The sequence below is a fragment of the Rhizobium azibense genome (assembly GCF_004342325.1).
Taxonomy (GTDB): Bacteria; Pseudomonadota; Alphaproteobacteria; order Rhizobiales; family Rhizobiaceae; genus Rhizobium; species Rhizobium etli_B.
Map to the genome: position 1 here is coordinate 246,446 of NZ_SMBJ01000005.1, position 19,779 is coordinate 266,224.

A 19,779-nucleotide genomic window follows, 5' to 3' on the forward strand; every position below is an offset into this window, starting at 1 on the left:
TCCCTGGGGGCGTTGCCTATCGTCACGGATGCTAAAATAGGGTGATCGAAGGCTTATTGAGCATCAGCCAGACGATGCCGATCACCGCAATGAAGGCCGGAAACCCGCACGCGAACCAGATGTGGTAGAGCCGGAAATACTTCGGCGGCAGCGGTTCGCCAGCCGTCGCGGCTGCGCGTGCGAGATCGCGGAGCCGGACCTGTATCCAGACGACCGGCAGCCAGAAAAGGCCGGTGACGACGTAGAGGATGAGCGAAAGAGCGATCCAGCCCTCGCCGAGCGGCCAGCCGATGATGCTGGCAAGCAGATAGCCCGTCACCGGCTGGAGAATGACAGCCGTTGCGGTGAAGATCGCATCGGCGATTACAACGGTTCCCGCAACATGCGCAATCAGTTCCGGCTCTTGCGTCCGGTGCGCCATTGCCATGAAAAAAGCGATCCCTGCACCGGTGCCCAAGAGCACGGTTGCGCCGACTACGTGGGCAAACAGCAGAAATTCTGCGAGCATCAGCGTTCATCCAGAATGGCGAGGGTGACGAGCGTCAGCAGAAGCGATGGCAGGACCTTGATGAGAGGTCCCAGCGGATCAAGCCAGAGTGAGGGTTCGAGCAAGGTTCCGCCCGCCAGATAGGCGAGGGAGACGGCGAGCATGGCGAGAAGAGCTTTGCGGGCTAAGGGCCGGAAAAGCAGTGCTGCGCCAAGCGCGATATCGACGGCGCATGTGAAAAGCGTGAGCGTCATTGCAGCGGTGGGCGGCATGAAGGCCAGAAGATGCTGACTTGCCTCTTGTGGCGACAGAAGCGGGATGATGCCGGACAGAAGCCAAAACAGAGCAAGGCCGGCGGCTATCAGCGGCTTCAGCAGATAGAGGCGCGCGAACCACAGATCCTGAATGCCAGATGGGTTGGCTGCCAACGTGGCTGCGGCCGAGCCACCGCGGATGGCTGAAACCGTTCCGTTGCTTGCGATGCCCTTGGACATGATGGCCATGGCCGTCGAACGCAAGGGCGAATGCCAGCCGAGGTGCCCCGCAAAATCGGCGAGCCAGGTCAAGGGTTTTGCCAGCGCAGCTGGGATAGGAATGATAGGCGCGGGCGGGAGGCCCAGCCATTGGCGATGCAGCTTCACGAGCTCGCAAAGCATGAGCGTCTCGCTGGATGCGAGGGTAATGTCGTTTCCGCTGGCAATTTCGCCGCAGACTGCTGCGCTGACGGCTGCAGCGACATCTTTGATATCGACCGTCTCAATCGGGCTTTGGGAATGGATAAGCAGCAGACCAAAAGGCATCGAAGCGAGTGCCCGCAAAAGCGCTGAGCCGCCATGGGAATTGCGACCGACAACGAGTGCCGGACGCAAAATGACGTAAGGTAGACCGCTTGATGCAAGGGCATCGTCGGCGCGGCGTTTTGTTGCGAGAAACGGCAGATCGGCAACCGAAGTATCCGCGTTTGCAGAAATCTGGACGATGAGGCGGACGTCGCATGTCTTGGCCGCGGCATAGAGCGCTAGCATCGCATCTGCCTGCGACGCGGCAAGGTCGTCGGAAAAGCCGTCCTGCAAGGCGCCTGCGCAGTTGACGACCACATGCTGGTCTTTCAGTGTCTCTTGCCAATCGACAGCTGTGGTCATGTGTGCGAGATCGGCACGCAGCCAGCGCACATCCGGCCATTTGGTTCGAGCCCGGACGGGAGTGCGGCCGAGACCGCTGACGGCATGGCCATCGGCCACCAGGCGGGCGGCGACGGCTGAGCCGATGAAACCTGTTGCGCCGAGAATCAGAATGTTCATTGATCGAATTTATCGAAAAACCGCTCGGCGCATAGAATTGCTTGGCGGGCTGCTTTCAAGCGCCTAAAGATAGTCTCCTATGCGCGGAGGACCTCGCCTTGCACGACGATCCTGATCACCATCACCATCACGACAACCGCTTTTCGGACATGCAGGCGCGGGTAAAGGCGCTGGAGACGGTGTTGACGGAGAAGGGGCTGATCGATCCGGCGGCGATCGATGCAATCGTCGAGGCCTATGAGACGCAGATCGGCCCGCGCAACGGCGCCCATGTGGTGGCGAGGGCCTGGAGCGATCCTGCATTTGCCGAATGGCTGAAGAGCGACGCGACGGCGGCAATTGCGAGCCTCGGCTATACCGGCCGGCAGGGCGAGCACATGCGCGCCGTCTTCAATACGCATACGACCCACAACCTCGTCGTCTGCACCCTTTGCTCCTGCTATCCCTGGTCGGTGCTCGGCCTGCCGCCGGTCTGGTACAAGGCGCCGGCTTATCGCTCGCGGGCGGTGATCGATCCGCGCGGCGTGCTTGCCGAATTTGGCCTGACACTGCCCGCGGAGAAGAAAATCCGCGTCTGGGATTCGACGGCCGAACTGCGCTATCTCGTCATTCCCGAACGCCCCGAGGGAACGGAAGGTCTGAGCGAGCAGCAACTTGCCGGTCTCGTCAGCCGCGATGCGATGATCGGGACGGCAGTTGCTTCTGCTCCGGGAGCCGCCGCGTGAACGGGCCGCACGACCTTGGTGGACAGATGGGGTTCGGGCCGGTCGCGGCTGAAAAGGACGAGCCGTATTTCCATGCCGAGTGGGAAAAGCGTGCGCTTGGACTGACGCTATCATGCGGTGCCTTCGGTGCCTGGACGATCGACGAGAGCCGGCATGCGCGCGAGAATATTCCGCCTGCTGATTATCTCTCCGCGAGCTATTACGAAATATGGATTCGGGCGCTGGAAGTGCTGCTTGATCGGCACGGATTCACAACGGCTGCCGAAATCGATGTCGGCCACAAGCAGATGATTGCAGCGGTGCCGAAACGGATTCTGAAGGCGGATATGGTTGCAAGCGTTCTGGCGCGCGGCGGCGCTTGCGACCGTCCGGTGGAAGCCGCTGCGCGCTTTGCTGTCGGCGAGAAGGTCCGGACAAAAAACTTCAATCCGGAAACGCATACCCGGCTGCCGCGCTATGCGCGTGCCAGGATCGGCGTGGTCGAGGCTGTGCAGGGCTCCTTCGTGTTCCCGGACGACAACGCGCATGGCAAGGGCGAGAACCCGCAATGGGTCTATACCGTTGTTTTCGATGGCAGGGAAATCTGGGGCGTGGGCGCCGACCCATCGCTTACGGTTTCGATCGATGCCTGGGAGAGCTATCTTGAGCCTTTATGAAACGGCATCGCCGCTGACGCGATCGCCTCAACTGCCGAAATCCGCCGATGGCGAACCGGTCTTTCCCGAGCCCTGGGCGGCTGCAGCTTTTGCGATGACGGTGCATCTCCACGAACGCGGTCTCTTCACCTGGAGAGAGTGGGCAAAGATGCTTTCGGCCGAACTGCACAGGCCGGGCCGGGCGGTGAACGGCAGCGACTACTTCGAATGCTGGGTCGCAGCGCTATCCTCGCTCCTTGTCAATAAAGGCATAGCCGATGTCGGGGCTATCCTTTTGCTGCAGAAGAGCTGGCAGCGTGCGGCGCAAGCCACGCCTCACGGAAAGCCGATCGAGCTTTCCAACGATCCGCTTCACTGATCGTCACGACGGGAACTGCTTGTAGCATTCCTCGGCCACCTGCCGCAGCATATCGCGCGAAATCTCGCCGGTGACGGCATAGCCGAGTTCGCCGTCGATCCAGTAGAATGTCTCGACACCGCCGGCGGAGGCGAAGCGGAAGCTTGTCGTCCGGTTCGCCTTGTTGCGGCCGACAAGCGCCGTCAGGCGTTCGCCCGCTTGATTCTCGTACATGAACATCGCGCCCGGCTTTCCCTCCACCGGCAGCAGCCGACCGCCGACGAGCCGGAAGCCTAAGGACTGTAGATCCGGCACCTTCAGGTTCGGAATAGAAAGCCGTTTGCCGAGCCAGGTCGCCAGATGCACTTCCTCATTGGCGAAGACTTCGACAGGATGGCGGACCTCGCCTGCATAGACCAGGAAGGCGTTCTGCGCCTCTGCCGGCAGCGTCTCGGAACCGGCAAGCTGCAGTTCGGGTTGCTGGACGAGTGGAGGGCCGTAATGACCGGCAAGGGCACCAAGCGTGAAGAGAGCGACGGCTGCTGCGGCAATGGCCGAACGTCTCGGCCGGAGGGAAGCGTCATTTTCCGGCTCGACCAGCAGGATGTCGCCTTCCTTGGATTTTTCGTAAGGCTCGAACATTGAACGGATCGCAGCATTCTGCGTTCGCCATGCCGTCACCTTGGCAGCGTCGTCGGGATTGTCCTTCAGCCAAGCCTCGACACGGGCGCGGGCGTTTTCTGGCAGTTGCCCGTCGGCATAGGCATGGAGGTCCGCTTCGGGCACGGTCGGCCTGGTCTCGGTCATTTCGGTCTCCGAAGCGTAATCACATTGTCGGCCTTCATTCGGTCTCCAAGCCGCTGTCGGGCGCGCGACAGCCGCGACATGACGGTGCCAACGGGTATGTCGAGCGCGGCGGCCACCTCGCTGTAGGTATAGCCCTCGATGACAACCAGCATCAGCACGGCGCGGCTTTCCTCAGACAGACTGTTCAGCGCGTCTTCCAGCCGCAAGCGCTCCAGCGGATCGGCAGGCGTCTCGGGCGAGGGCAGGTCCTCGGCACTGTCAAGCTCGACCATGATGCTGGGCGGGCTCTGGCGTCGGGTGTTTCGGTAGAGATTTGTCATGATGGTCAGCGCCCAGCCGCGCAGGTTCAGGCCGCGCCACTGCGACCGGCGGGCAAGTACTTTTTCGACACAGTCCTGCAGCAAATCTTCGCCGTCGGCGTCGGAGCGGGTGAGGCTGCGCGAATAGCGCCGGAGCGAGGGGAGAAGGGCCAGGATCTGGCCCTCGAATGTTTCGGGTGCTGGTGTCTTCACGCCCGTTCACTCAGGGTTTGGCAAGGTCCCAGTTGCCCCCCACGCCATCGCCGGTGATATCACCCTTCTTGGTGTCCTTCACCCAGAAATAGAGCGGCATGCCGTCCTTGGCCCATTGCTTTGTGCCGTCCTTGCGGTCGATGATCGAATATGCACCATCGGCCTTCGCATCGGAAGCGGCCATCAGCGGCGGCCAGTTTTTGGCGCATTGGTCGTAGCAATTGGAAACGCCCTTTGTGTCCTTCTTGAAGGTATAGAGCGTCATGCCGTTTTCGCCGGCGAGCACCTTGCCCTTGGCGGATTCGACGGTCATGACCGGCGCTGCCGCAAATGCAGCCGTTGCCGCAGCAGATGCGGCGGCGAAAGCGAGAACGAACTTTACGGATTTCATGTGGTCTCTCCTCAGGTTCGGCAGCTTCTTTGCTTACCGGAGATGAGACACCGGCAGGAGTGATTTTATTCCATGCGGACTGAGGATATTTAAACGAAACCACCTCCCTTGTGTCGTGCCGAGATTTACTCCTGCTTGAATTAGCAGCACCCGTCACTTAGATTCCGGCCATCGTTCGTTTCAACAGGATGTGTGCAGCAATGGATTTCCACCCGATCGCAACGCCAATTTGCCTTGCCACCGGAAAACTGGACATCCATGCCTGCATTCATCAAGCTCTCCAACGTGTCGTGGTCCACCCCTGACGGCCGGCCGCTTTTCTCAGGTCTCGATCTAGGCTTCGGCACAGACCGAACGGGTCTTGTCGGCCGCAACGGCGTTGGCAAGACCACGCTTCTCAAGCTCATCTCCGGCGAACTCCAGCCTCAGTCCGGGACGATAACGTCAGGTGGTCGCCTGGGCGTGCTCCGTCAAGGCGTCCAGGTGAAAGCCGAAGAAATGCTTGGCGATCTCTTCGGCGTGACCGAAGCGCTCGCCGTCCTTCGACGCGCCGAGGCGGGCGAGGCGACGGCTGAAGAGCTTGCATCGGCCGACTGGAAGCTGGAAGCGCGTATTGCTTCGGCTCTCGATCGCGCGGGGATCGACGGCGAGCCCGAAACGCGCCTTGTCGAACTGTCGGGTGGGCAGCGCACGCGGGCAGGGCTTGCAGCATTGATCTTCGCCGAGCCCGATTTTCTCATCCTGGACGAGCCTACCAACAATCTCGACCGCGACGGCCGCCAGGCCGTCATCGACCTGATCGCAAACTGGCGAGCGGGGGCCATCGTCGTCAGCCACGACCGGGAATTGCTCGAAACCATGGACGCCATCGTCGAACTGACTTCGCTTGGGGTCACGAGTTATGGCGGCAACTGGAGCCAGTATCGGCAGCGCAAGGCTCTAGAATTGGCTGCCGCAGAGCAAGATCTCGCCGATGCCGAGAAGCGTGTGGCGGTGGTTGCCCGAAGCGCCCAAGCCACGGCCGAACGGCAAGCTCGCAGGGATCGTATCGGCCGAAAAAAGGCTGCCAGGGGCGACATGCCGCGTATCGTCGCCGGCGGCTTGAAGGAGCGCAGCGAAGCAACAGGCGGCGATAACGCCCGGCTTGTCGAACGCCGGCGTAGCCAGGCGCTCGAAGACGCCGCCGCCGCGCGCGGCAAGATCGAAATCCTGGAGCCCCTTTTTGTGACGCTTTCGCCGGCCCGATTGCCTGCCAACAAGGTCGTCCTGAAGGTGGATTCGGTGACGGCGGGCTATCGGTCTGCCGAGCCGGTCCTCAGCGACCTGTCCTTCGACATCGTTGGACCGGAGCGCATCGCCGTCACCGGCCCGAACGGTTCGGGCAAGACGACATTGCTGGCGCTGGTCACCGCGCAGTTGAAGCCCCGGATCGGGACGGTCTCAGTCATGACCAAGTGCGCAATGCTCGATCAGCAGGTGAGCCTTCTCGATCCGTCGGCCTCGATCCGTGACAACTTCCTGCGGATGAACCCGGGCGCTGATGAAAACGCCTGTCGGGCGGCGCTCGCCCGGTTCATGTTCAGGGCCGATGCTGCGCTCCGGAGCGTATCGACGCTCAGCGGCGGCCAGCTGTTGCGGGCCGGTATGGCATGCGTTCTGGGCGGGTCGGAACCGCCTTCGCTCCTCATCCTGGACGAGCCGACCAATCATCTCGACATCGATTCGATCGCTGCGGTCGAGGTCGGATTGCGTGCCTATGACGGCGCGCTGCTGGTCGTCAGTCACGACGAAGTCTTCCTGCAGGGCATTGGGATCACGCGCCGGCTGGAGTTGCCTACGGGCCATTCACCAGCTTGAGGATAAGCTGCTTGATGTTGCCGCCTTCACCCATTTCGACCTTGTCGAAGTCGCGGCCCTGCTGACGCTGGTAGCCGGAGAGTTCGCCGAGGCGTTTTGTCAGCACGAGGCGGATCTTGCTGCATTCGGGATCATCAGCGGCGGTCAGTCCGAGGCTGTAGGCTTCAATTGCCTTGACCATCTGCTTTATGGTTTCGCCGTGCCAGCGTTCGTGGGTCTCTACGCCAGTTATGAAGCTGTCCCAGCTAGCCTTGGTTGCAGGTGGCAGCTGCGTCGTAGGCCTAGGCAGAGTATAAGTGATAATCAGCTTGGGCCGGGCCACCGTAAGCCTGCAGGACATGTCTGCCTGCGGCTCGTATTTCCTGGTCCAGGTGAGCTTGAAGGTCGTGTGCGCGATGACACGCCCGATGCCGGCCCTGGGACCGTTTTCGCCGATCGATGTGTAGAGCTCGGCGCCGGATTTGCCAGTGATTGCATAGGGAGTGACCTGTTCGATGGCCTGCCATTCCGCCTGGGCGGCAGCAGGAATCGTCAAGGCCGTCATCAGGCAGAATTGAATGCTTCTTCTCACGTGATTCCCTCAAGCAACGTGGCGACACTAAAGGGCGCAAAACCGGCGTTCAAGCCGCTGAAAGCAGGCAATCGCGCCGCGCCAACCTGCGGGCGCACTTTTCCACCTTGCTTCGCGGCCGCGAATCCTGCCAAGTCGGCCCCATGCAATTTGCTCCGCAACAGGACGAAGCCCTGAAGGCCGTTTCGAAATGGCTGAAGGAGGGCCGGTCGCCGCTCTTCCGTCTGTTCGGCTATGCCGGAACGGGCAAGACGACCCTTGCCAAGCATTTTGCCGAGAATGTCGATGGCGACGTGTTGTTTGCCGCCTTCACTGGCAAGGCGGCGCAGGTATTGCGCTCGCGCGGTGCCAGCAATGCCAAGACTATCCATTCGTTAATCTATCGCCCGCGTGGGGAAGAGGCTGTCGAGGACGAGGAAACCGGCAAGACCTCGATGACGCCGATGTTCACCATCAACCGCCAGAGCCCGGTCGCCAAGGCGGCGCTGATAATCGTCGACGAATGCTCGATGGTCGACGAGGCGCTTGGAAAGGATCTGATGAGCTTCGGCACACCGATCCTGGTGCTCGGCGATCCCGGCCAGCTGCCGCCGGTTTCGGGCGGCGGCTTCTTTACCAATCAGGAGCCTGATTACCTATTGACGGACATTCACCGCCAGGCGCGCGACAATCCGATCATCAAGCTGGCGATGCAGGTGCGCGAAGGCAACGAGATCATCTCTGGCGACTACGGCACCGCCCGGGTGATTTCCAAGAACGAAGTCAACCAGGCCTTGGTGCTCGATGCCGATCAGGTGCTTGTCGGCACCAACCGAACGCGGCGTCGCTATAACCAGCGCCTGCGGGAGTTGAAGGGTTTCACGGCGGATTATCCGCAGACGGGCGACAAGCTCGTCTGCCTGCGAAACGACCCCGCCAAGGGACTGCTCAACGGCTCGCTCTGGCAGGTGATGACGTCATCGAAGGAGACGACGAAGCCGGGCATCAACCTGCTCGTGCGGCCCGAAGACGACGACATGGGTCGCGGCGCGGCAAAGATCAAGCTGCTGAAACAGGTTTTCGAGCATGTCGAAGGCGAAATCCCGTGGAATACACGCAAGCGCTACGACGAATTCGATTACGGCTATGCGCTGACCGTGCACAAGGCGCAGGGCTCGCAGTGGAACAATGTGGTGCTCTTTGATGAAAGCTGGGCCTTCCGCGATACGCGCGAACGCTGGCTTTATACGGCGATCACACGCGCGGCGGAGACGCTGACGATCGTGCGGTGAAGCTGCAAAAACGGTGGCGGCCATTGCCGGAACGTCACACTTTGACGATGCCGAGAAGAACTGCCTTGGTGATTGCCTGGAAGCGGTTGTTGGCCCGGAATTTCAGGATGATGTCAGCTTCGAGCGCCTGTGCTTCGTCATGCTTCAGGTCAAGGGCGCGGGCGATGCGCTGCGTCGAGAAGCCTTCGGCCATCAACGAGAGGCAGCGCAGTTCCTCATCCGAAAGGGCGGATTGATCCTCGTTGTCGTTTAGCGGCGGTATCTCGCTGCTGGCGTCGGGGTCGAGCAGATCGCTGACCTGTTGCAACTGACGATGCAGTGTCGACATTTCCGCCGTCAGCTCCCGTTTGCGGACGGCGAGCACCTCCCGCAAGATTGCCTCTGCTTCCTCCTGCGAGGATGCACGGCGCAATTCCTCCATCAGCTCCTGAATGACCGCGATCGCCATCCCGGTCTCGCGGCAGACGTTGATGACGGCCATACGCATCACGTCGTCCTGGCCGTAAACGCGCATCAGGCCAATACGGTTGGCCGACAGCAGTCCCTTTTCTTCGTAGAAATGCAGCGTCCTGTGCGTGACCCCGAACGCGTTGGCCATCTCGGCGATGGGTACAGGTCCGTCGGGCAAGTCCGGCGGCAGGGCGGCAGATGGCAGGAACCGGTATCTGGAACGGCGCTCCGAAGCTTTACCGGCGGCGGCACGTTTGGTACCGTCTGGCATGAACCCTCCTGGGGCAAAAGTTGCACCTCATGCGGTTTTGCCAGTTGCTTCGAAGGCGCTGCGGAGTGGTGTTCCTCGAGGCGTTCTTGTCGTCGGGAAGAAGCAGTACGCGGCGTACTTACTCGATACTTATTCTCACGTTATGCGTGAACGGGCATTTTTGTAAGTGCTAAAAATAATCGCTTTTAAATAGGATAGCAACGCAGCGCCGGAGATCTTGATATCCGGCGTACGCTCGGCCGTATAGAGTGCCCGCAACAGCTGAAATTCTTGCAGCGGAACGGGAAATACTCCTGCGGTATGCCCTTTGCGACCATGCGGGCGTCCATCATGGATTTGCATGCAGCCATATCAGAATCTCATTGGTTTCGCCGGGCCCATTGGCATAAAAAGCAGCTCACGCTTATCGCACCGAATGGATCATCAACATGCCGACGACGCTTTCCGTCAATCTCAATGCCATCGCCATGCTGCGCAACAGGCGCGATCTGCCATGGCCAAGCGTCGAGGCGCTGGGGCGCATCGCCTTGCAGTCGGGGGCCAGCGGGCTGACCGTCCATCCGCGGCCAGACCAGCGGCACATCCGCTTCTCCGACCTGAAGGTGATCCGCAATCTGATCGACGACGAGTTTCCTGAGGCCGAGTTCAACATCGAGGGTTATCCGACGGAGGAATTCCTCGATCTCTGTGGAGGCGCCGCCCCCGAGCAGGTGACGCTCGTGCCTGACGATCCGACGCAGGCGACCTCCGACCACGGTTGGGATTTTTCCAGGCACCAGGCTTTTCTCACGGATGTCGTTGCAAAACTCAAGAAGATGGGAACCCGGGTTTCGCTGTTTGCCGACGGCGACGGCGATGCCGATGCAGTGCAGATCGCCAAGGCGACGGGGGCGGACCGGATCGAGCTCTATACCGGTCCATATGGCGGCTGCTACGGTTCGCCGGAGCGGGCAGGCCCGAGTCTCGAAGCGCTCGGCAAGACGGCGGACGCAGCACTCGCAATCGACCTCGGCGTCAATGCTGGCCACGACCTGACGGTCGCCAACCTGCCGCCGCTCGTGAAGCGCATCCCGAAGCTTGCGGAAGTTTCGATCGGTCACGGCCTGACGGCGGATGCACTGGAATACGGCATGGCGGAAACCGTCCGGCGCTTTTGCCGGGCGTTGGGGCATAAGATCTGAGGAGCGGGCCGCTTTCTTTGCAGGACGTGGGGCGCGTGACGAAAGGGCTCCGCGCCTCAGGTCAATCCCGAGGAGAGATCCAGCCACGGCCCGTCGCCGCTCCATTGCCTGCGAAGGGCAAGGCAATGCCTGCCTTGCCCTTCGCAGCAACTGACTCGATGGGGCAGAAATCGACGCTTATGTCAGCAGAGCTGCCTTGTTTGCAACGAAGAAGTCCTCGAGCTTCTGCGTCTGCTTGCCGGTCAGCGTCCTGAAGTCGTCCGTGAGGAGATCGAAGTTGCCGGCGCGGATGTTGGCGTCGGCTGAAACCAGCATGTCGGCGACGAAGTCGGGAAGTCCCGCCCCGCGCATGCCCTGGCCGAGCTGCTCGTCGCTAACTTTCACGGCCTGTAAAGGCTTTCCGACAGCAGCGGCGATGCCGGCGGCGATCTCGTCGGCGGTTAGCGATTGGCTGCCCGTCAGCGTGTAGGTTGCGTTCTCGCCCGTTTTGGAGGCGAGGGCGGCGGCAATCGCCTTTGCGCAGTCGTCGCGGGAGATATTGGAAACCCTGCCGTCGCCGCTTGCCGTGTACCAACTGCCAGTCTGCAGATTATGCGGCATGCCGTGCAGATAGTTGTCGAAATACCAGGCGTTGCGGAAGATCGTATAGGGAATGCCCGCGGCCTTTATGGCGTGCTCGGTGCCGAGGTGGTCCGGCGCGAAAGTGACGAGTGACTTGTCCGGCGAGGGCATGGATGTATAGGCGATGTGCTTCACGCCGGCACTCGCCGCAGCTTCCACGGCGGACTTGTGCTGCGTCAGGCGCTGACCGGGGATGGCGAGTGCGTCGGTGCTGATGATCAGCAGGCGATCGACGCCCTTGAAGGCGGCTTCCAGGCTTGCTGCATCGTCGAAGTCGGCCTTGCGGGTGGTCACGCCCTTAAAGGCGAGCGAGGCGAGTTTCGCCGGGTCGCGGGTGGCGGCGATGATGCTCTTGGCCGGAACATTGTAGGTTTCGAGCAGGTGATGAATGATGCGCCGGCCAAGCTGGCCGGCCGCGCCGGTGACGAGTATCGTTTCGCTCATGGGTCTTCCTCTATGGTGGTCTCAAAAAGAGAGCAGCACTAAAATAGGAATTGACTTCGAGCTGTAAAGAAGGCAGTTTTTCCGCTCTACGTTACCGAAAGGGAACCATCCCGTGAGCGCTGTCGTCAATCTGAAGAGCAAGCCTGCCCCCGGCATCCGCCGGGAGATCGATCTCGGAAGTCTCGATTTCAGCAATTGTCCCGTGCGGGACATGATGCAGAAGATCGGCGGCAAGTGGTCGACGCTGCTTTTGGAGGCGCTTGCCGCACGGCCCTACCGCTTCGGCGAGCTGCGGCGGAAGATACCGGATATCTCCCAGAGGATGCTGACGCAGACGCTTCGCGACCTTGAGCGCGAAGGTTATATCGAGCGGCAGGTGTTTCCGACGAAGCCGCCAAGTGTCGAGTACCGGGTCACCGAACTCGGACGCTCGCTTTACGCCACGCTGGCGCTGCTTTTGAATTGGGCAGAAGCAAACCACGACGCCGTTCGCGATGCCCGGGCCCGCTTCGATACCGCTGAAGATTGAGGCGGCGCCTATTTGCCTCGCCCCTCGGTAAGGAAGAGCAGGAAGGCGAAAGCGGGAAAGCAGAAGCCGATCCAGGCTGTCGTCGTCCATCCGCCGGCTGCATAAGCCCAGCCTCCGAGCGCGGAGCCGACAGCGCCGCCGGCGAAGAAAGTCGCCATGTAGAGACCGTTCAGACGGCTGCGATGGTCTGCGCTGATTGAATAGATCGCGCGTTGGCCGCAGACCAGATTGGTCGTTACGCCGAAATCCAGAAGGATTGCTGCTGCCGTGAGCAGGATGAGCGCGCTCAGCGAGCCGTCGGCTGCGAAATGGCTGATGACGAAGGCTACCATGGCGAGCAGCATGGAAAAAGCCGAGGCGATCTGCGTTAGCCCCCGATCGGCCAGGCGTCCGGCAACCGGCGAGGCGACGGCACCGGCAGCGCCGGCAAGTGCGAAGAGCGCGATACCGTTCTGGGTCAGGCCGAAAGAGGGGCCCGTAAGCAGCAGCGGTGTCGTCGTCCAGAATAGGCTGAAGGCACCGAACATGCCGGCCTGGTAGAGCGCGCGGCGCTGCAGGACGCGGGAGGTGATAGCAAGGTGCAGCATCGAGGCAAGCAGTGCGCCGTAGCCGAGCTTCGTGTGCGGGACGCGCACCGGCAGGTTGGCGCGCAGGATGAGGACCAGCCCGACCATGACGAGCGCGGTGATGTAATAGACCATGTGCCACGACGAGGCTTCGGCGATGAAGCTCGCAAAGGGGCGGGCCAACATGATGCCGCAGAGAAGTCCGCTCATGATGTTGCCGACGACACGTCCGCGCGTCGCATCCGGGGCCATATGGGCGGCGAAAGGCACCAGAACCTGCACCGCGACCGAGGAGAGGCCGATACAGAGCGAGGCCAGCAGGAACTGGATGGGCGTTGAGGAGAGTGCAGCGCCGACGAGCGCGACTGCCGATACTAGGATCAGCATAAGCACGAGGCGGCGGTTTTCGAGCAGGTCGCCGAGCGGCACGATGAGGAGCAGGCCGAGACCGTAGCCGATCTGCGTCAGCGTCACGATCAGCCCCGTGGCTGCCGGCGTGAAGCCGAGTTCGCCACTGATCGGGCCGGCCAGCGGCTGGCCGTAGTAGAGGTTGGCGGCGACGAGGCCACAGGCGGCCGCGAAAAGGAATGTCATCAAAGGCGAGATCGGCCTGGCTTTGGCGGTCTCGTTCGTTGCAGTTGAAATGCTCATGAAAAAACTCCGGTATGCTGATCTGGGGGAAGATCGGTCTTGAAGTGGTTCTGCGCCACTCGCTTCTTGCGTGCGAAGCGCAGTCAGTCGAGAAGTCTCATGGCGGCGTCCGCCACGGCGGTCATGTCCTCCTCGCTGCGGCCGGTCTTGCCGAGGACACGCATGCCGTTCGTCAGGCAGAGCAGGGTGCGCGCAGCAGCGACCGCGTCCAGCGTTTTCGCGATCGAGCCGTCGGACTGGCCGAGACGGATGAGGTCCAGCAGCAATTCCTCGTTGGCGGCAAAAGCAGCGGCGACGCGCTTTGCGGCTTCGTCGTCGAAGATCGCAAGCTCGTTGGCGCTGCCGACGACGAGGCAGCCGCGACGGCCGATGTCACCGTGCGATGAGGCAACGTAAAAGCGCAGGATTTCACGGATCTTGTCCCGGCCGGTCTCGACCCCGTCCAGGCGCTCGTCAAGCAGGCCGCGGCGCACGACGCGATACCGGTCGAAGGCGGCGAGAAAAATGCCGCGCTTGTCCTTGAAGGCCTTGTATACGCTGCCGGCCGTAAGCTCCATCGCCTCCGTCAATTCGCTGATCGAGGCTGCGTTGTAACCGCGCTCGGAAAAGACGCAGACGGCCTTGTCAAGGGCTGCGTCCTTGTCGAATTCGCGCGGCCTGCCACGCGATCGGCTTTTGTCATCGAGGGGTGCCGTCGTCATGGCTCAACTAATTAGAAAATGATCGTTTCCAAATCAAGCGAAACTTCTGCGACGCGGAAAAATCAGAGGTCGAGAACCCAGGTCTGGCCGTTTTCCTCTGGCCCAAACATCCGGTGTCTCTCTTCGGAGACAAGACGGAAACCGGCTTTGACATAGATGCTGCGTGCGGCGTGCAGAACGTCGTTGGTCCAGAGCGATATCTGGCGGTAGCCTTTCGCCTGCGCGAAGCGAATGCACTCGTCGACAAGTGTCTTGCCAAGACCAAGCCCGCGCGCGGTCTTGTCGACATAGAGGAGGCGGAGCTTGGCAACGCCGTCGCCGCCGTTTGTCACAAGAATAGACCCCACATTGATGCCATTGCGCTCGGCGATCCAGCAATATTCCATTGCCGGATCGAAGGTTGTCAGGAACTTGCCGGCGACCTCGGCCACCAGGCCCTCGAAGCGCATGTCCCAGCCATATTCCTCGGCATAGGCCTTGCCCTGGCTCTGGACGATCCAGCCTATATCGCCGGCTCTATGCGCGCGGATGACCGGGGAGGACAGTTTGACGCCCGGGTCGAGCAGCGAGCGGATCGTCTGCATCGCGCTGACGACGCTTTGTGGCCCACCAGGGGCAAGCGCATCGAAACGTTCGGCGATCTGCATATTCGAGCGGCGGCCGAGTTCCTGCAATTGCTCGCCTCCCTTGCCGGTAACCGTGATGATCTGGCTGCGCAGGTCGTCGGGATCGGCTTTCGTGTCGATGAGACCGTCGCTGCGGAAGCGCTTCACAATGCGGCTGAGATAGGCGGGATCGAGGTGCAGGTCGCGAACGAGCGCGACGGCGCTAATCCCGTCGTGCGACCCGATCTCGAACAGCACCCGCGCGTCCGTCAGGGTGAAAGGCGAGTCGAGATAGGCCTTGTTCAGCACGCCGAGGAAGTTGGTGTAGAAGCGATTGAAGTCGCGGGCAGCATCGATAAGGGAGGAATCGGGCATGAGCAAAATCTCCTGATAGGAGACTTTGTCATGCAATTAATTGACTCAGTCAAGTAAACTGCATCTCATGCAGCTTCTGTTTCTGTGCGCGGCTCCTCGCCGATTGAAAAATCGACGGCAGCTTTTGCATGGATCGCCGTGGTGTCGAAGCCGGGCAGAGGCAGCTTGGCGGGGTCCAGGATGAGGCAGATCTCGGTGCAACCGAGAATAATGCTGTCGGCGCCTTTGGCGCGTTCGCATTCAATGATTTCCATCAGCTTCGTCCGTGAACTGTCGAGCACCTTTCCGGCGCAAAGCTCGTTGAAGATGATGTCGTGAACGATGGTGCGGTTGGCCGCATCCGGGACCGTCACGTTGAGGCCCAGGCCTTTCATGCGGTCCGCATAAAAGCCATGCTCCATCGTGTAGCGCGTTGCAAGCAGCAATGGACGTTTGCGGCCGGCTGCCTTGAGCGACTTCGCTGTCTCGTCGATGATATGGATCAGCGGAACCGAGAGGCGCTCTGCCACCTTGTCGGCGATCAGGTGCATGGTATTGGTGCAGATGAGAACGCAGCGGACGCCGGCGGTCTGCAGGCGAAGCGCTGCATCGCCGAGGCGCGCTGCTGCGCCGTCCCAGTCGCCGGCCTTCTGCATGGCGACGATTTCTTCGAAATTCAGCGAATGCATGACGAGTTCGGCCGATGCGAGCCCCCCAAGGCGTTCACGCACCATCTCGTTCACAAGACGATAATAGACCGCCGAGCTTTCAAAGCTCATGCCGCCGATCAGGCCGATTGTCTGCATCTCCACACTCCCGCTTTTTCTGATTTCTGACGGGGAAAGGATGCCTCAGTTGCTGCGCTGAATGTTTGCATTTTTTGACATTGATGGCATCGCATGACTATCTTATTGCGTATTATGTCGGAAATGTGCAAAAAATCGGCGTCAACCGCAGAGATGGCAATGCTTGATGATCGCGACAGAAAGATTCTCGACCTTCTCCAGGCCGATGCCGGCATTTCCGTCAGCAATCTCGCCGAGCGCGTCGCGCTGTCGGTTTCTGCCTGTTCACGCCGCATCCAGCGCCTTGAGGAAAGCGGACACATCGCCCGGCGCATCGTCGTGCTCGACCGTGAAAAGATGGGCGTGCCGACCACGGTCTTTGCGCTGATCAAGACGGCGCATCATTCCGACGAATGGATCGAGTCGTTTCGCAGGGCGATCAGCGGCATCCCGGAGATCGTCGAGGCCCATCGGCTGACGGGCAATCAGGACTACATCCTGAAGATCGTGCTGCCGCGCGTCGAACATTACGACGTCATCTATAAGCAGATCGTGCGAAAGATCGAGCTGTTCGACGTCTCGGCTTCGATTTCCATGGAAATACTGAAAAGCGGCAGCGCGATCCCGGTCGGCTATGCCGATTGACATCGCAGGGCAGCTATGTCGAACCGGCCGTTGAAACCGTCCTGCAAAGGGCGACATTTGCGTCAGCAAAACAGCGGAAAGGCATTGTCATGAGCGATCATCGTATCGTCGTTGTCGGCGGCGGTTTCGGCGGGCTACAATTCGTCAACGGGCTCAAGGGTACGGGGGCAAGGATCACACTTGTCGATCGTCGTAACCACCATCTCTTCCAGCCGCTGCTTTATCAGGTCGCCACGACGATCCTATCGACATCGGAGATCGCCTGGCCGATCCGTCATCTTTACAACGACAGGCCGGACGTTACGACGCTGCTCGGCGAAGTCACCGGCGTCGACACCTCGACAAAGCACGTGACGTTACGCAGCGGAATGACGTTAAGTTACGATACGCTTGTTCTGGCCACCGGCGCTACGCACGCCTATTTCGGGCGCGACGAGTGGGCAGCCGTCGCACCAGGGCTGAAAACGCTGGAGGACGCAACGACGATCCGCCGCCGCGTGCTGCTGGCCTTCGAGCGTGCGGAGACAGAAACCGATCCGGTCGCGCGTGATGCGCTTCTGACCTTCTCAATCGTCGGCGCAGGACCGACCGGGGTCGAACTTGCGGGCATCATCGCCGAGCTGGCGCACAAGACACTGCCGCGGGAATTCCGCAACATAGATACGCGCATGGCGAAGGTCGTGTTGATCGAGGCGGGGTCGCGGGTGCTGGCAAGCTTCGCCGAGGAACTTTCGACCTATGCGCAGCAGGCGCTGGAAAAGCTCGGCGTGGAGGTTCATCTCGGCGAATTCGTAACGGACTGCACGGCCGCCGGCGTCAAGGTCGGCGACAAGTTCATCCCCAGCAAGACGATCGTCTGGGCAGCCGGCGTGCAGGCCTCGCCGGCGGCAAAGTGGCTGGATATTCCGGCCGATCGGGCAGGGCGTGCCGTTGTCGAAAAAGACTTGAGCGCCCCGGGATTGCCGGATGTCTTCGTCATTGGCGATACAGCCTCCGTCGTTCAGGACAATGGCAAGCCGGTGCCCGGGATCGCGCCTGCCGCCAAGCAGCAAGGCGCCTACGTCGCAAAAGTCATCCGCGCGCGGCTACAGGCAAAGCCGGCGCCTGGACCTTTCCGGTACTGGCATCAAGGAAGCCTCGCGACGATTGGCAAAAGTGCTGCCATCATCGATTTCGGCAAGATCAAACTGAAAGGTTGGATCGCCTGGTGGATATGGGGCATTGCCCATATCTACTTCCTGATCGGGACGCGCTCACGCTTTTCCGTTGCCTGGAGCTGGCTGTGGATCTATCTCAGCGGTCAGCACAGCGCGCGGCTGATTACCCAGAAGGAAACCATGCGGGAAGAGAATTGAAAGAAAGGCGGCTGGGTGAGCCGCCTTCCTCATTGTCACGCCGCCAGCGAGGCGATGTCGATGACGAAGCGGTAGCGCACGTCGCTCTTGATGACGCGCTCGTAGGCCTGGTTGATGTCCTGGATGGCGATCTTCTCGATTTCGGAGACGATGTTATGCTTGCCGCAGAAGTCGAGCATTTCCTGCGTTTCCTTGATCGAGCCGATCATCGAACCCGAAAGGCTCTTGCGGCCGCCGATGACGGAGAAGGCGTGGACAGGAACGGCATGTTCCGGAACGCCGACAAGCACCATGGAACCGTCGAACTTCAGCAGATTGAGGTAGGCGTTCCAGTCGATCGCCGTGCCGACCGTGTTGATGATCAGGTCGAAGGTGCCGGCGAGCTTCTTGAAGGTCTCGGCATCGTTGGTGGCATAATAGTCCTTGGCGCCGAGCTTCAGGCCGTCTTCCTTCTTCGACAGCGTCTGGCTGAGCACGGTGATGTCCGCGCCCATGGCGGCGCCGAGTTTGACGCCCATGTGGCCGAGGCCGCCCATGCCGACGATTGCGACCTTCTTGCCCGGACCGGCCTTCCAGTGACGAAGCGGCGAATAGAGCGTGATGCCGGCGCAAAGTAGCGGCGCGCCGGCATCAAGGGGGATGTTGTCCGGGAAGGAGAGGACATAGCCTTCCTTGACGACGATCGAGTCGGAATAGCCACCATAGGTCGGCGTTTCGCCATCTGCTTCGACGTCGTTGTAGGTCTGGGTGAGACCCGGCAAGAAATGCTCGTAATCGAGATCGCGTGTGGCACAGCCGATGCAGGAATTGACGAAGCAGCCGACGCCGACGCGGTCGCCGACCTTGAACTTCGTGACCTTCGAGCCGACAGAGGAAACCACACCGGCAACTTCATGGCCCGGCACCATCGGGTAACGCGAATTGCCCCATTCGTTGCGGGCCTGGTGGATATCGGAATGGCAGACGCCGCAATATCGGACGGAAATGACGACGTCATCGTCATTCGGTTCACGGCGTTCGAAGGTGAAGGGCGTCAGCGGTTTTGACGCGTCAGTGGCGGCATAGCCTTTTGCAATAGCCATCTGAATCTTCCTTTGATTTGAGGAATTGGACGGCCGGACAATGCATCGAAAATGCAAAGAGGCGTTAGAGCGATCCTGCGAGCTTTTTGCACGATCCTGCAAATCCGCTACCCGCCGGCAGAATCCTATTGGCGGCAGTTGCAGGTCCGGCTTTCGGCCAGGTGGGCTGCGCAGTGCCACTGGCTGGCGGACACGCGCGGGTGAAATACGTCGTCACGCAGATTGTCCCAATCCCAATGCATCGCCAGTGTTTGCCCGACACCCGGCGGGACCGAAGCATTGCACGATCGTTGGGTGCTGTTGCTCTCAACCGTTTCTTGAACCGGCCAAAGCAGAACTCGCAATCTCTTTCGTTGTTGCCTCATCCAGTGGCCGGGTGCCGGCCGATCATGTGCCTTCTCGGCGATGCAATCGTTGCATTCCACAATTTACGCATCGCCGCTGAAAGATGCGGTCATATTCAGCGGGCTTGTCTACTACGCAGGCCTCCTTCGCAGTCAGGCTTCAAATGACTGTCAGGATCGGCCAAAAGCAGAACTCGCAATCTCTTTCGTTGTTGCCTCATCCAGTGGCCGGGTGCCGGCCGATCATGTGCCTTCTCGGCGATGCAATCGTTGCATTCCA

The 19,779-nt window shown here is 60.8% G+C and carries 22 protein-coding genes; 9 read left to right on the forward strand and 13 right to left on the reverse strand.

Features of this window, described 5'->3' with window-relative positions:
* Nucleotides 1-31: 31 nt before the first annotated feature.
* Together EV130_RS14390 and EV130_RS14395 are read right to left on the reverse strand one after the other, a co-directional pair.
* Nucleotides 32-508: a DUF2269 family protein gene (locus EV130_RS14390; RefSeq protein ID WP_132550398.1), complete on the reverse strand. Its 477-nt coding sequence runs from the start codon at nt 506-508 to the stop codon at nt 32-34.
* Entirely contained in the window at nt 508-1,788 is a 1,281-nt protein-coding gene (locus tag EV130_RS14395) for an SDR family oxidoreductase (protein WP_132550395.1), read from the reverse strand. Before EV130_RS14395 ends, EV130_RS14390 begins: the two co-directional genes overlap by 1 nt.
* Nucleotides 1,789-1,937: 149 nt before the next feature.
* On the opposite strand from EV130_RS14395, the gene nthA reads away from it, so the two are divergent.
* Genes nthA through EV130_RS14410 form a run of 3 tightly spaced genes read left to right on the forward strand, consistent with a single transcriptional unit; the run spans nt 1,938 to nt 3,527 of the window.
* Nucleotides 1,938-2,513, forward strand: coding sequence for a nitrile hydratase subunit alpha (gene nthA, locus EV130_RS14400; RefSeq protein WP_132550590.1), 576 nt, complete (start codon nt 1,938-1,940; stop codon nt 2,511-2,513).
* Nucleotides 2,510-3,169 (forward strand): nitrile hydratase subunit beta, encoded by a 660-nt coding sequence (nthB, locus tag EV130_RS14405; RefSeq protein WP_074061693.1) that lies wholly within the window; start codon nt 2,510-2,512, stop codon nt 3,167-3,169. Before nthA ends, nthB begins: the two co-directional genes overlap by 4 nt.
* Nucleotides 3,156-3,527: a nitrile hydratase accessory protein gene (locus EV130_RS14410; protein WP_132550392.1), complete on the forward strand. Its 372-nt coding sequence runs from the start codon at nt 3,156-3,158 to the stop codon at nt 3,525-3,527. Before nthB ends, EV130_RS14410 begins: the two co-directional genes overlap by 14 nt.
* A gap of 3 nt (nt 3,528-3,530) precedes the next feature.
* Here EV130_RS14410 and EV130_RS14415 read toward each other — a convergent pair whose 3' ends face one another.
* The 3 genes from EV130_RS14415 to EV130_RS14425 are packed head-to-tail and all read right to left on the reverse strand — an operon-like array spanning nt 3,531 to nt 5,216.
* On the reverse strand, nt 3,531-4,313 hold the full coding sequence (locus EV130_RS14415; RefSeq protein ID WP_074061691.1) for an anti-sigma factor family protein: 783 nt from the start codon (nt 4,311-4,313) through the stop codon (nt 3,531-3,533).
* Entirely contained in the window at nt 4,310-4,825 is a 516-nt protein-coding gene (locus EV130_RS14420; protein WP_132550389.1) for an RNA polymerase sigma factor, read from the reverse strand. The genes EV130_RS14415 and EV130_RS14420 overlap by 4 nt, the downstream gene beginning before the upstream one ends.
* A gap of 10 nt (nt 4,826-4,835) precedes the next feature.
* Entirely contained in the window at nt 4,836-5,216 is a 381-nt protein-coding gene (locus EV130_RS14425; protein WP_074061689.1) for a COG4315 family predicted lipoprotein, read from the reverse strand.
* A 258-nt stretch (nt 5,217-5,474) separates the two neighbouring features.
* Here EV130_RS14425 and EV130_RS14430 point away from each other — a divergent pair, with 258 nt between their 5' ends.
* Nucleotides 5,475-7,073: an ABC-F family ATP-binding cassette domain-containing protein gene (locus EV130_RS14430; RefSeq protein ID WP_132550386.1), complete on the forward strand. Its 1,599-nt coding sequence runs from the start codon at nt 5,475-5,477 to the stop codon at nt 7,071-7,073.
* Here the strand turns inward: EV130_RS14430 and EV130_RS14435 are convergent.
* Nucleotides 7,051-7,617: a DUF922 domain-containing Zn-dependent protease gene (locus tag EV130_RS14435; RefSeq protein WP_132660779.1), complete on the reverse strand. Its 567-nt coding sequence runs from the start codon at nt 7,615-7,617 to the stop codon at nt 7,051-7,053. The two genes, EV130_RS14430 and EV130_RS14435, sit on opposite strands and share 23 nt — an antisense overlap.
* A 170-nt stretch (nt 7,618-7,787) precedes the next feature.
* On the opposite strand from EV130_RS14435, the gene EV130_RS14440 reads away from it, so the two are divergent.
* Nucleotides 7,788-8,915, forward strand: coding sequence for an ATP-dependent DNA helicase (locus EV130_RS14440; protein WP_074061686.1), 1,128 nt, complete (start codon nt 7,788-7,790; stop codon nt 8,913-8,915).
* A 34-nt stretch (nt 8,916-8,949) separates the two neighbouring features.
* On the opposite strand, the gene EV130_RS14445 is transcribed toward EV130_RS14440, so the two are convergent.
* A complete protein-coding gene (locus EV130_RS14445; RefSeq protein WP_132660622.1) occupies nt 8,950-9,636 on the reverse strand; it encodes a MerR family transcriptional regulator in 687 nt (228 codons plus the stop codon).
* Between the two features lie 428 nt (nt 9,637-10,064).
* Between EV130_RS14445 and EV130_RS14455 the strand changes: the two genes are divergently transcribed.
* A complete protein-coding gene (locus tag EV130_RS14455; RefSeq protein ID WP_132660624.1) occupies nt 10,065-10,817 on the forward strand; it encodes a pyridoxine 5'-phosphate synthase in 753 nt (250 codons plus the stop codon).
* Nucleotides 10,818-10,994: 177 nt separating this feature from the next.
* Here EV130_RS14455 and EV130_RS14460 read toward each other — a convergent pair whose 3' ends face one another.
* Nucleotides 10,995-11,882 carry an SDR family oxidoreductase gene (locus EV130_RS14460; RefSeq protein WP_132660626.1) on the reverse strand — a complete coding sequence of 296 codons (888 nt, stop codon included), beginning with the start codon at nt 11,880-11,882 and terminating at the stop codon, nt 10,995-10,997.
* A gap of 112 nt (nt 11,883-11,994) precedes the next feature.
* Between EV130_RS14460 and EV130_RS14465 the strand changes: the two genes are divergently transcribed.
* Entirely contained in the window at nt 11,995-12,411 is a 417-nt protein-coding gene (locus EV130_RS14465) for a winged helix-turn-helix transcriptional regulator (RefSeq protein WP_132660628.1), read from the forward strand.
* Nucleotides 12,412-12,419: 8 nt separating this feature from the next.
* On the opposite strand, the gene EV130_RS14470 is transcribed toward EV130_RS14465, so the two are convergent.
* The 4 genes from EV130_RS14470 to EV130_RS14485 all read right to left on the reverse strand — a co-directional run bounded on the left by EV130_RS14470 (nt 12,420) and on the right by EV130_RS14485 (nt 16,094).
* Nucleotides 12,420-13,628, reverse strand: coding sequence for an MFS transporter (locus EV130_RS14470; protein WP_132660630.1), 1,209 nt, complete (start codon nt 13,626-13,628; stop codon nt 12,420-12,422).
* An 83-nt stretch (nt 13,629-13,711) separates the two neighbouring features.
* Nucleotides 13,712-14,329: a TetR/AcrR family transcriptional regulator gene (locus tag EV130_RS14475; RefSeq protein WP_132550365.1), complete on the reverse strand. Its 618-nt coding sequence runs from the start codon at nt 14,327-14,329 to the stop codon at nt 13,712-13,714.
* A 62-nt stretch (nt 14,330-14,391) separates the two neighbouring features.
* Complete coding sequence (locus tag EV130_RS14480; protein WP_132550362.1) at nt 14,392-15,309, reverse strand: bifunctional helix-turn-helix transcriptional regulator/GNAT family N-acetyltransferase; 918 nt, start codon at nt 15,307-15,309, stop codon at nt 14,392-14,394.
* 65 nt (nt 15,310-15,374) lie between these two features.
* Entirely contained in the window at nt 15,375-16,094 is a 720-nt protein-coding gene (locus EV130_RS14485; RefSeq protein WP_132660632.1) for an aspartate/glutamate racemase family protein, read from the reverse strand.
* 159 nt (nt 16,095-16,253) lie between these two features.
* On the opposite strand from EV130_RS14485, the gene EV130_RS14490 reads away from it, so the two are divergent.
* On the forward strand, nt 16,254-16,718 hold the full coding sequence (locus EV130_RS14490) for an Lrp/AsnC family transcriptional regulator (RefSeq protein ID WP_074063218.1): 465 nt from the start codon (nt 16,254-16,256) through the stop codon (nt 16,716-16,718).
* An 89-nt stretch (nt 16,719-16,807) separates the two neighbouring features.
* Nucleotides 16,808-18,073, forward strand: coding sequence for an NAD(P)/FAD-dependent oxidoreductase (locus tag EV130_RS14495; protein ID WP_132550356.1), 1,266 nt, complete (start codon nt 16,808-16,810; stop codon nt 18,071-18,073).
* A 35-nt stretch (nt 18,074-18,108) separates the two neighbouring features.
* Here the strand turns inward: EV130_RS14495 and EV130_RS14500 are convergent, their stop codons facing one another.
* Nucleotides 18,109-19,155, reverse strand: a complete 1,047-nt coding sequence (locus tag EV130_RS14500) for an NAD(P)-dependent alcohol dehydrogenase (protein WP_074061678.1) — start codon at nt 19,153-19,155, stop codon at nt 18,109-18,111.
* Nucleotides 19,156-19,779 lie beyond the last annotated feature (624 nt).

What these genes read in the sequence shown, in the direction of transcription:
- EV130_RS14390 (WP_132550398.1), bottom strand. Translation starts at nt 508, where the DNA reads ATGCTCGCAGAATTTCTGCTGTTTGCCCACGTAGTCGGCGCAACCGTG.
- EV130_RS14395 (WP_132550395.1), bottom strand. Translation starts at nt 1,788, where the DNA reads ATGAACATTCTGATTCTCGGCGCAACAGGTTTCATCGGCTCAGCCGTC.
- nthA (WP_132550590.1), top strand. Translation starts at nt 1,938, where the DNA reads ATGCAGGCGCGGGTAAAGGCGCTGGAGACGGTGTTGACGGAGAAGGGG.
- EV130_RS14415 (WP_074061691.1), bottom strand. Translation starts at nt 4,313, where the DNA reads ATGACCGAGACCAGGCCGACCGTGCCCGAAGCGGACCTCCATGCCTAT.
- EV130_RS14425 (WP_074061689.1), bottom strand. Translation starts at nt 5,216, where the DNA reads ATGAAATCCGTAAAGTTCGTTCTCGCTTTCGCCGCCGCATCTGCTGCG.
- EV130_RS14430 (WP_132550386.1), top strand. Translation starts at nt 5,475, where the DNA reads ATGCCTGCATTCATCAAGCTCTCCAACGTGTCGTGGTCCACCCCTGAC.
- EV130_RS14435 (WP_132660779.1), bottom strand. Translation starts at nt 7,617, where the DNA reads ATGACGGCCTTGACGATTCCTGCTGCCGCCCAGGCGGAATGGCAGGCC.
- EV130_RS14440 (WP_074061686.1), top strand. Translation starts at nt 7,788, where the DNA reads ATGCAATTTGCTCCGCAACAGGACGAAGCCCTGAAGGCCGTTTCGAAA.
- EV130_RS14445 (WP_132660622.1), bottom strand. Translation starts at nt 9,636, where the DNA reads ATGCCAGACGGTACCAAACGTGCCGCCGCCGGTAAAGCTTCGGAGCGC.
- EV130_RS14455 (WP_132660624.1), top strand. Translation starts at nt 10,065, where the DNA reads ATGCCGACGACGCTTTCCGTCAATCTCAATGCCATCGCCATGCTGCGC.
- EV130_RS14460 (WP_132660626.1), bottom strand. Translation starts at nt 11,882, where the DNA reads ATGAGCGAAACGATACTCGTCACCGGCGCGGCCGGCCAGCTTGGCCGG.
- EV130_RS14470 (WP_132660630.1), bottom strand. Translation starts at nt 13,628, where the DNA reads ATGAGCATTTCAACTGCAACGAACGAGACCGCCAAAGCCAGGCCGATC.
- EV130_RS14475 (WP_132550365.1), bottom strand. Translation starts at nt 14,329, where the DNA reads ATGACGACGGCACCCCTCGATGACAAAAGCCGATCGCGTGGCAGGCCG.
- EV130_RS14480 (WP_132550362.1), bottom strand. Translation starts at nt 15,309, where the DNA reads ATGCCCGATTCCTCCCTTATCGATGCTGCCCGCGACTTCAATCGCTTC.
- EV130_RS14485 (WP_132660632.1), bottom strand. Translation starts at nt 16,094, where the DNA reads ATGCAGACAATCGGCCTGATCGGCGGCATGAGCTTTGAAAGCTCGGCG.
- EV130_RS14490 (WP_074063218.1), top strand. Translation starts at nt 16,254, where the DNA reads ATGCTTGATGATCGCGACAGAAAGATTCTCGACCTTCTCCAGGCCGAT.
- EV130_RS14495 (WP_132550356.1), top strand. Translation starts at nt 16,808, where the DNA reads ATGAGCGATCATCGTATCGTCGTTGTCGGCGGCGGTTTCGGCGGGCTA.
- EV130_RS14500 (WP_074061678.1), bottom strand. Translation starts at nt 19,155, where the DNA reads ATGGCTATTGCAAAAGGCTATGCCGCCACTGACGCGTCAAAACCGCTG.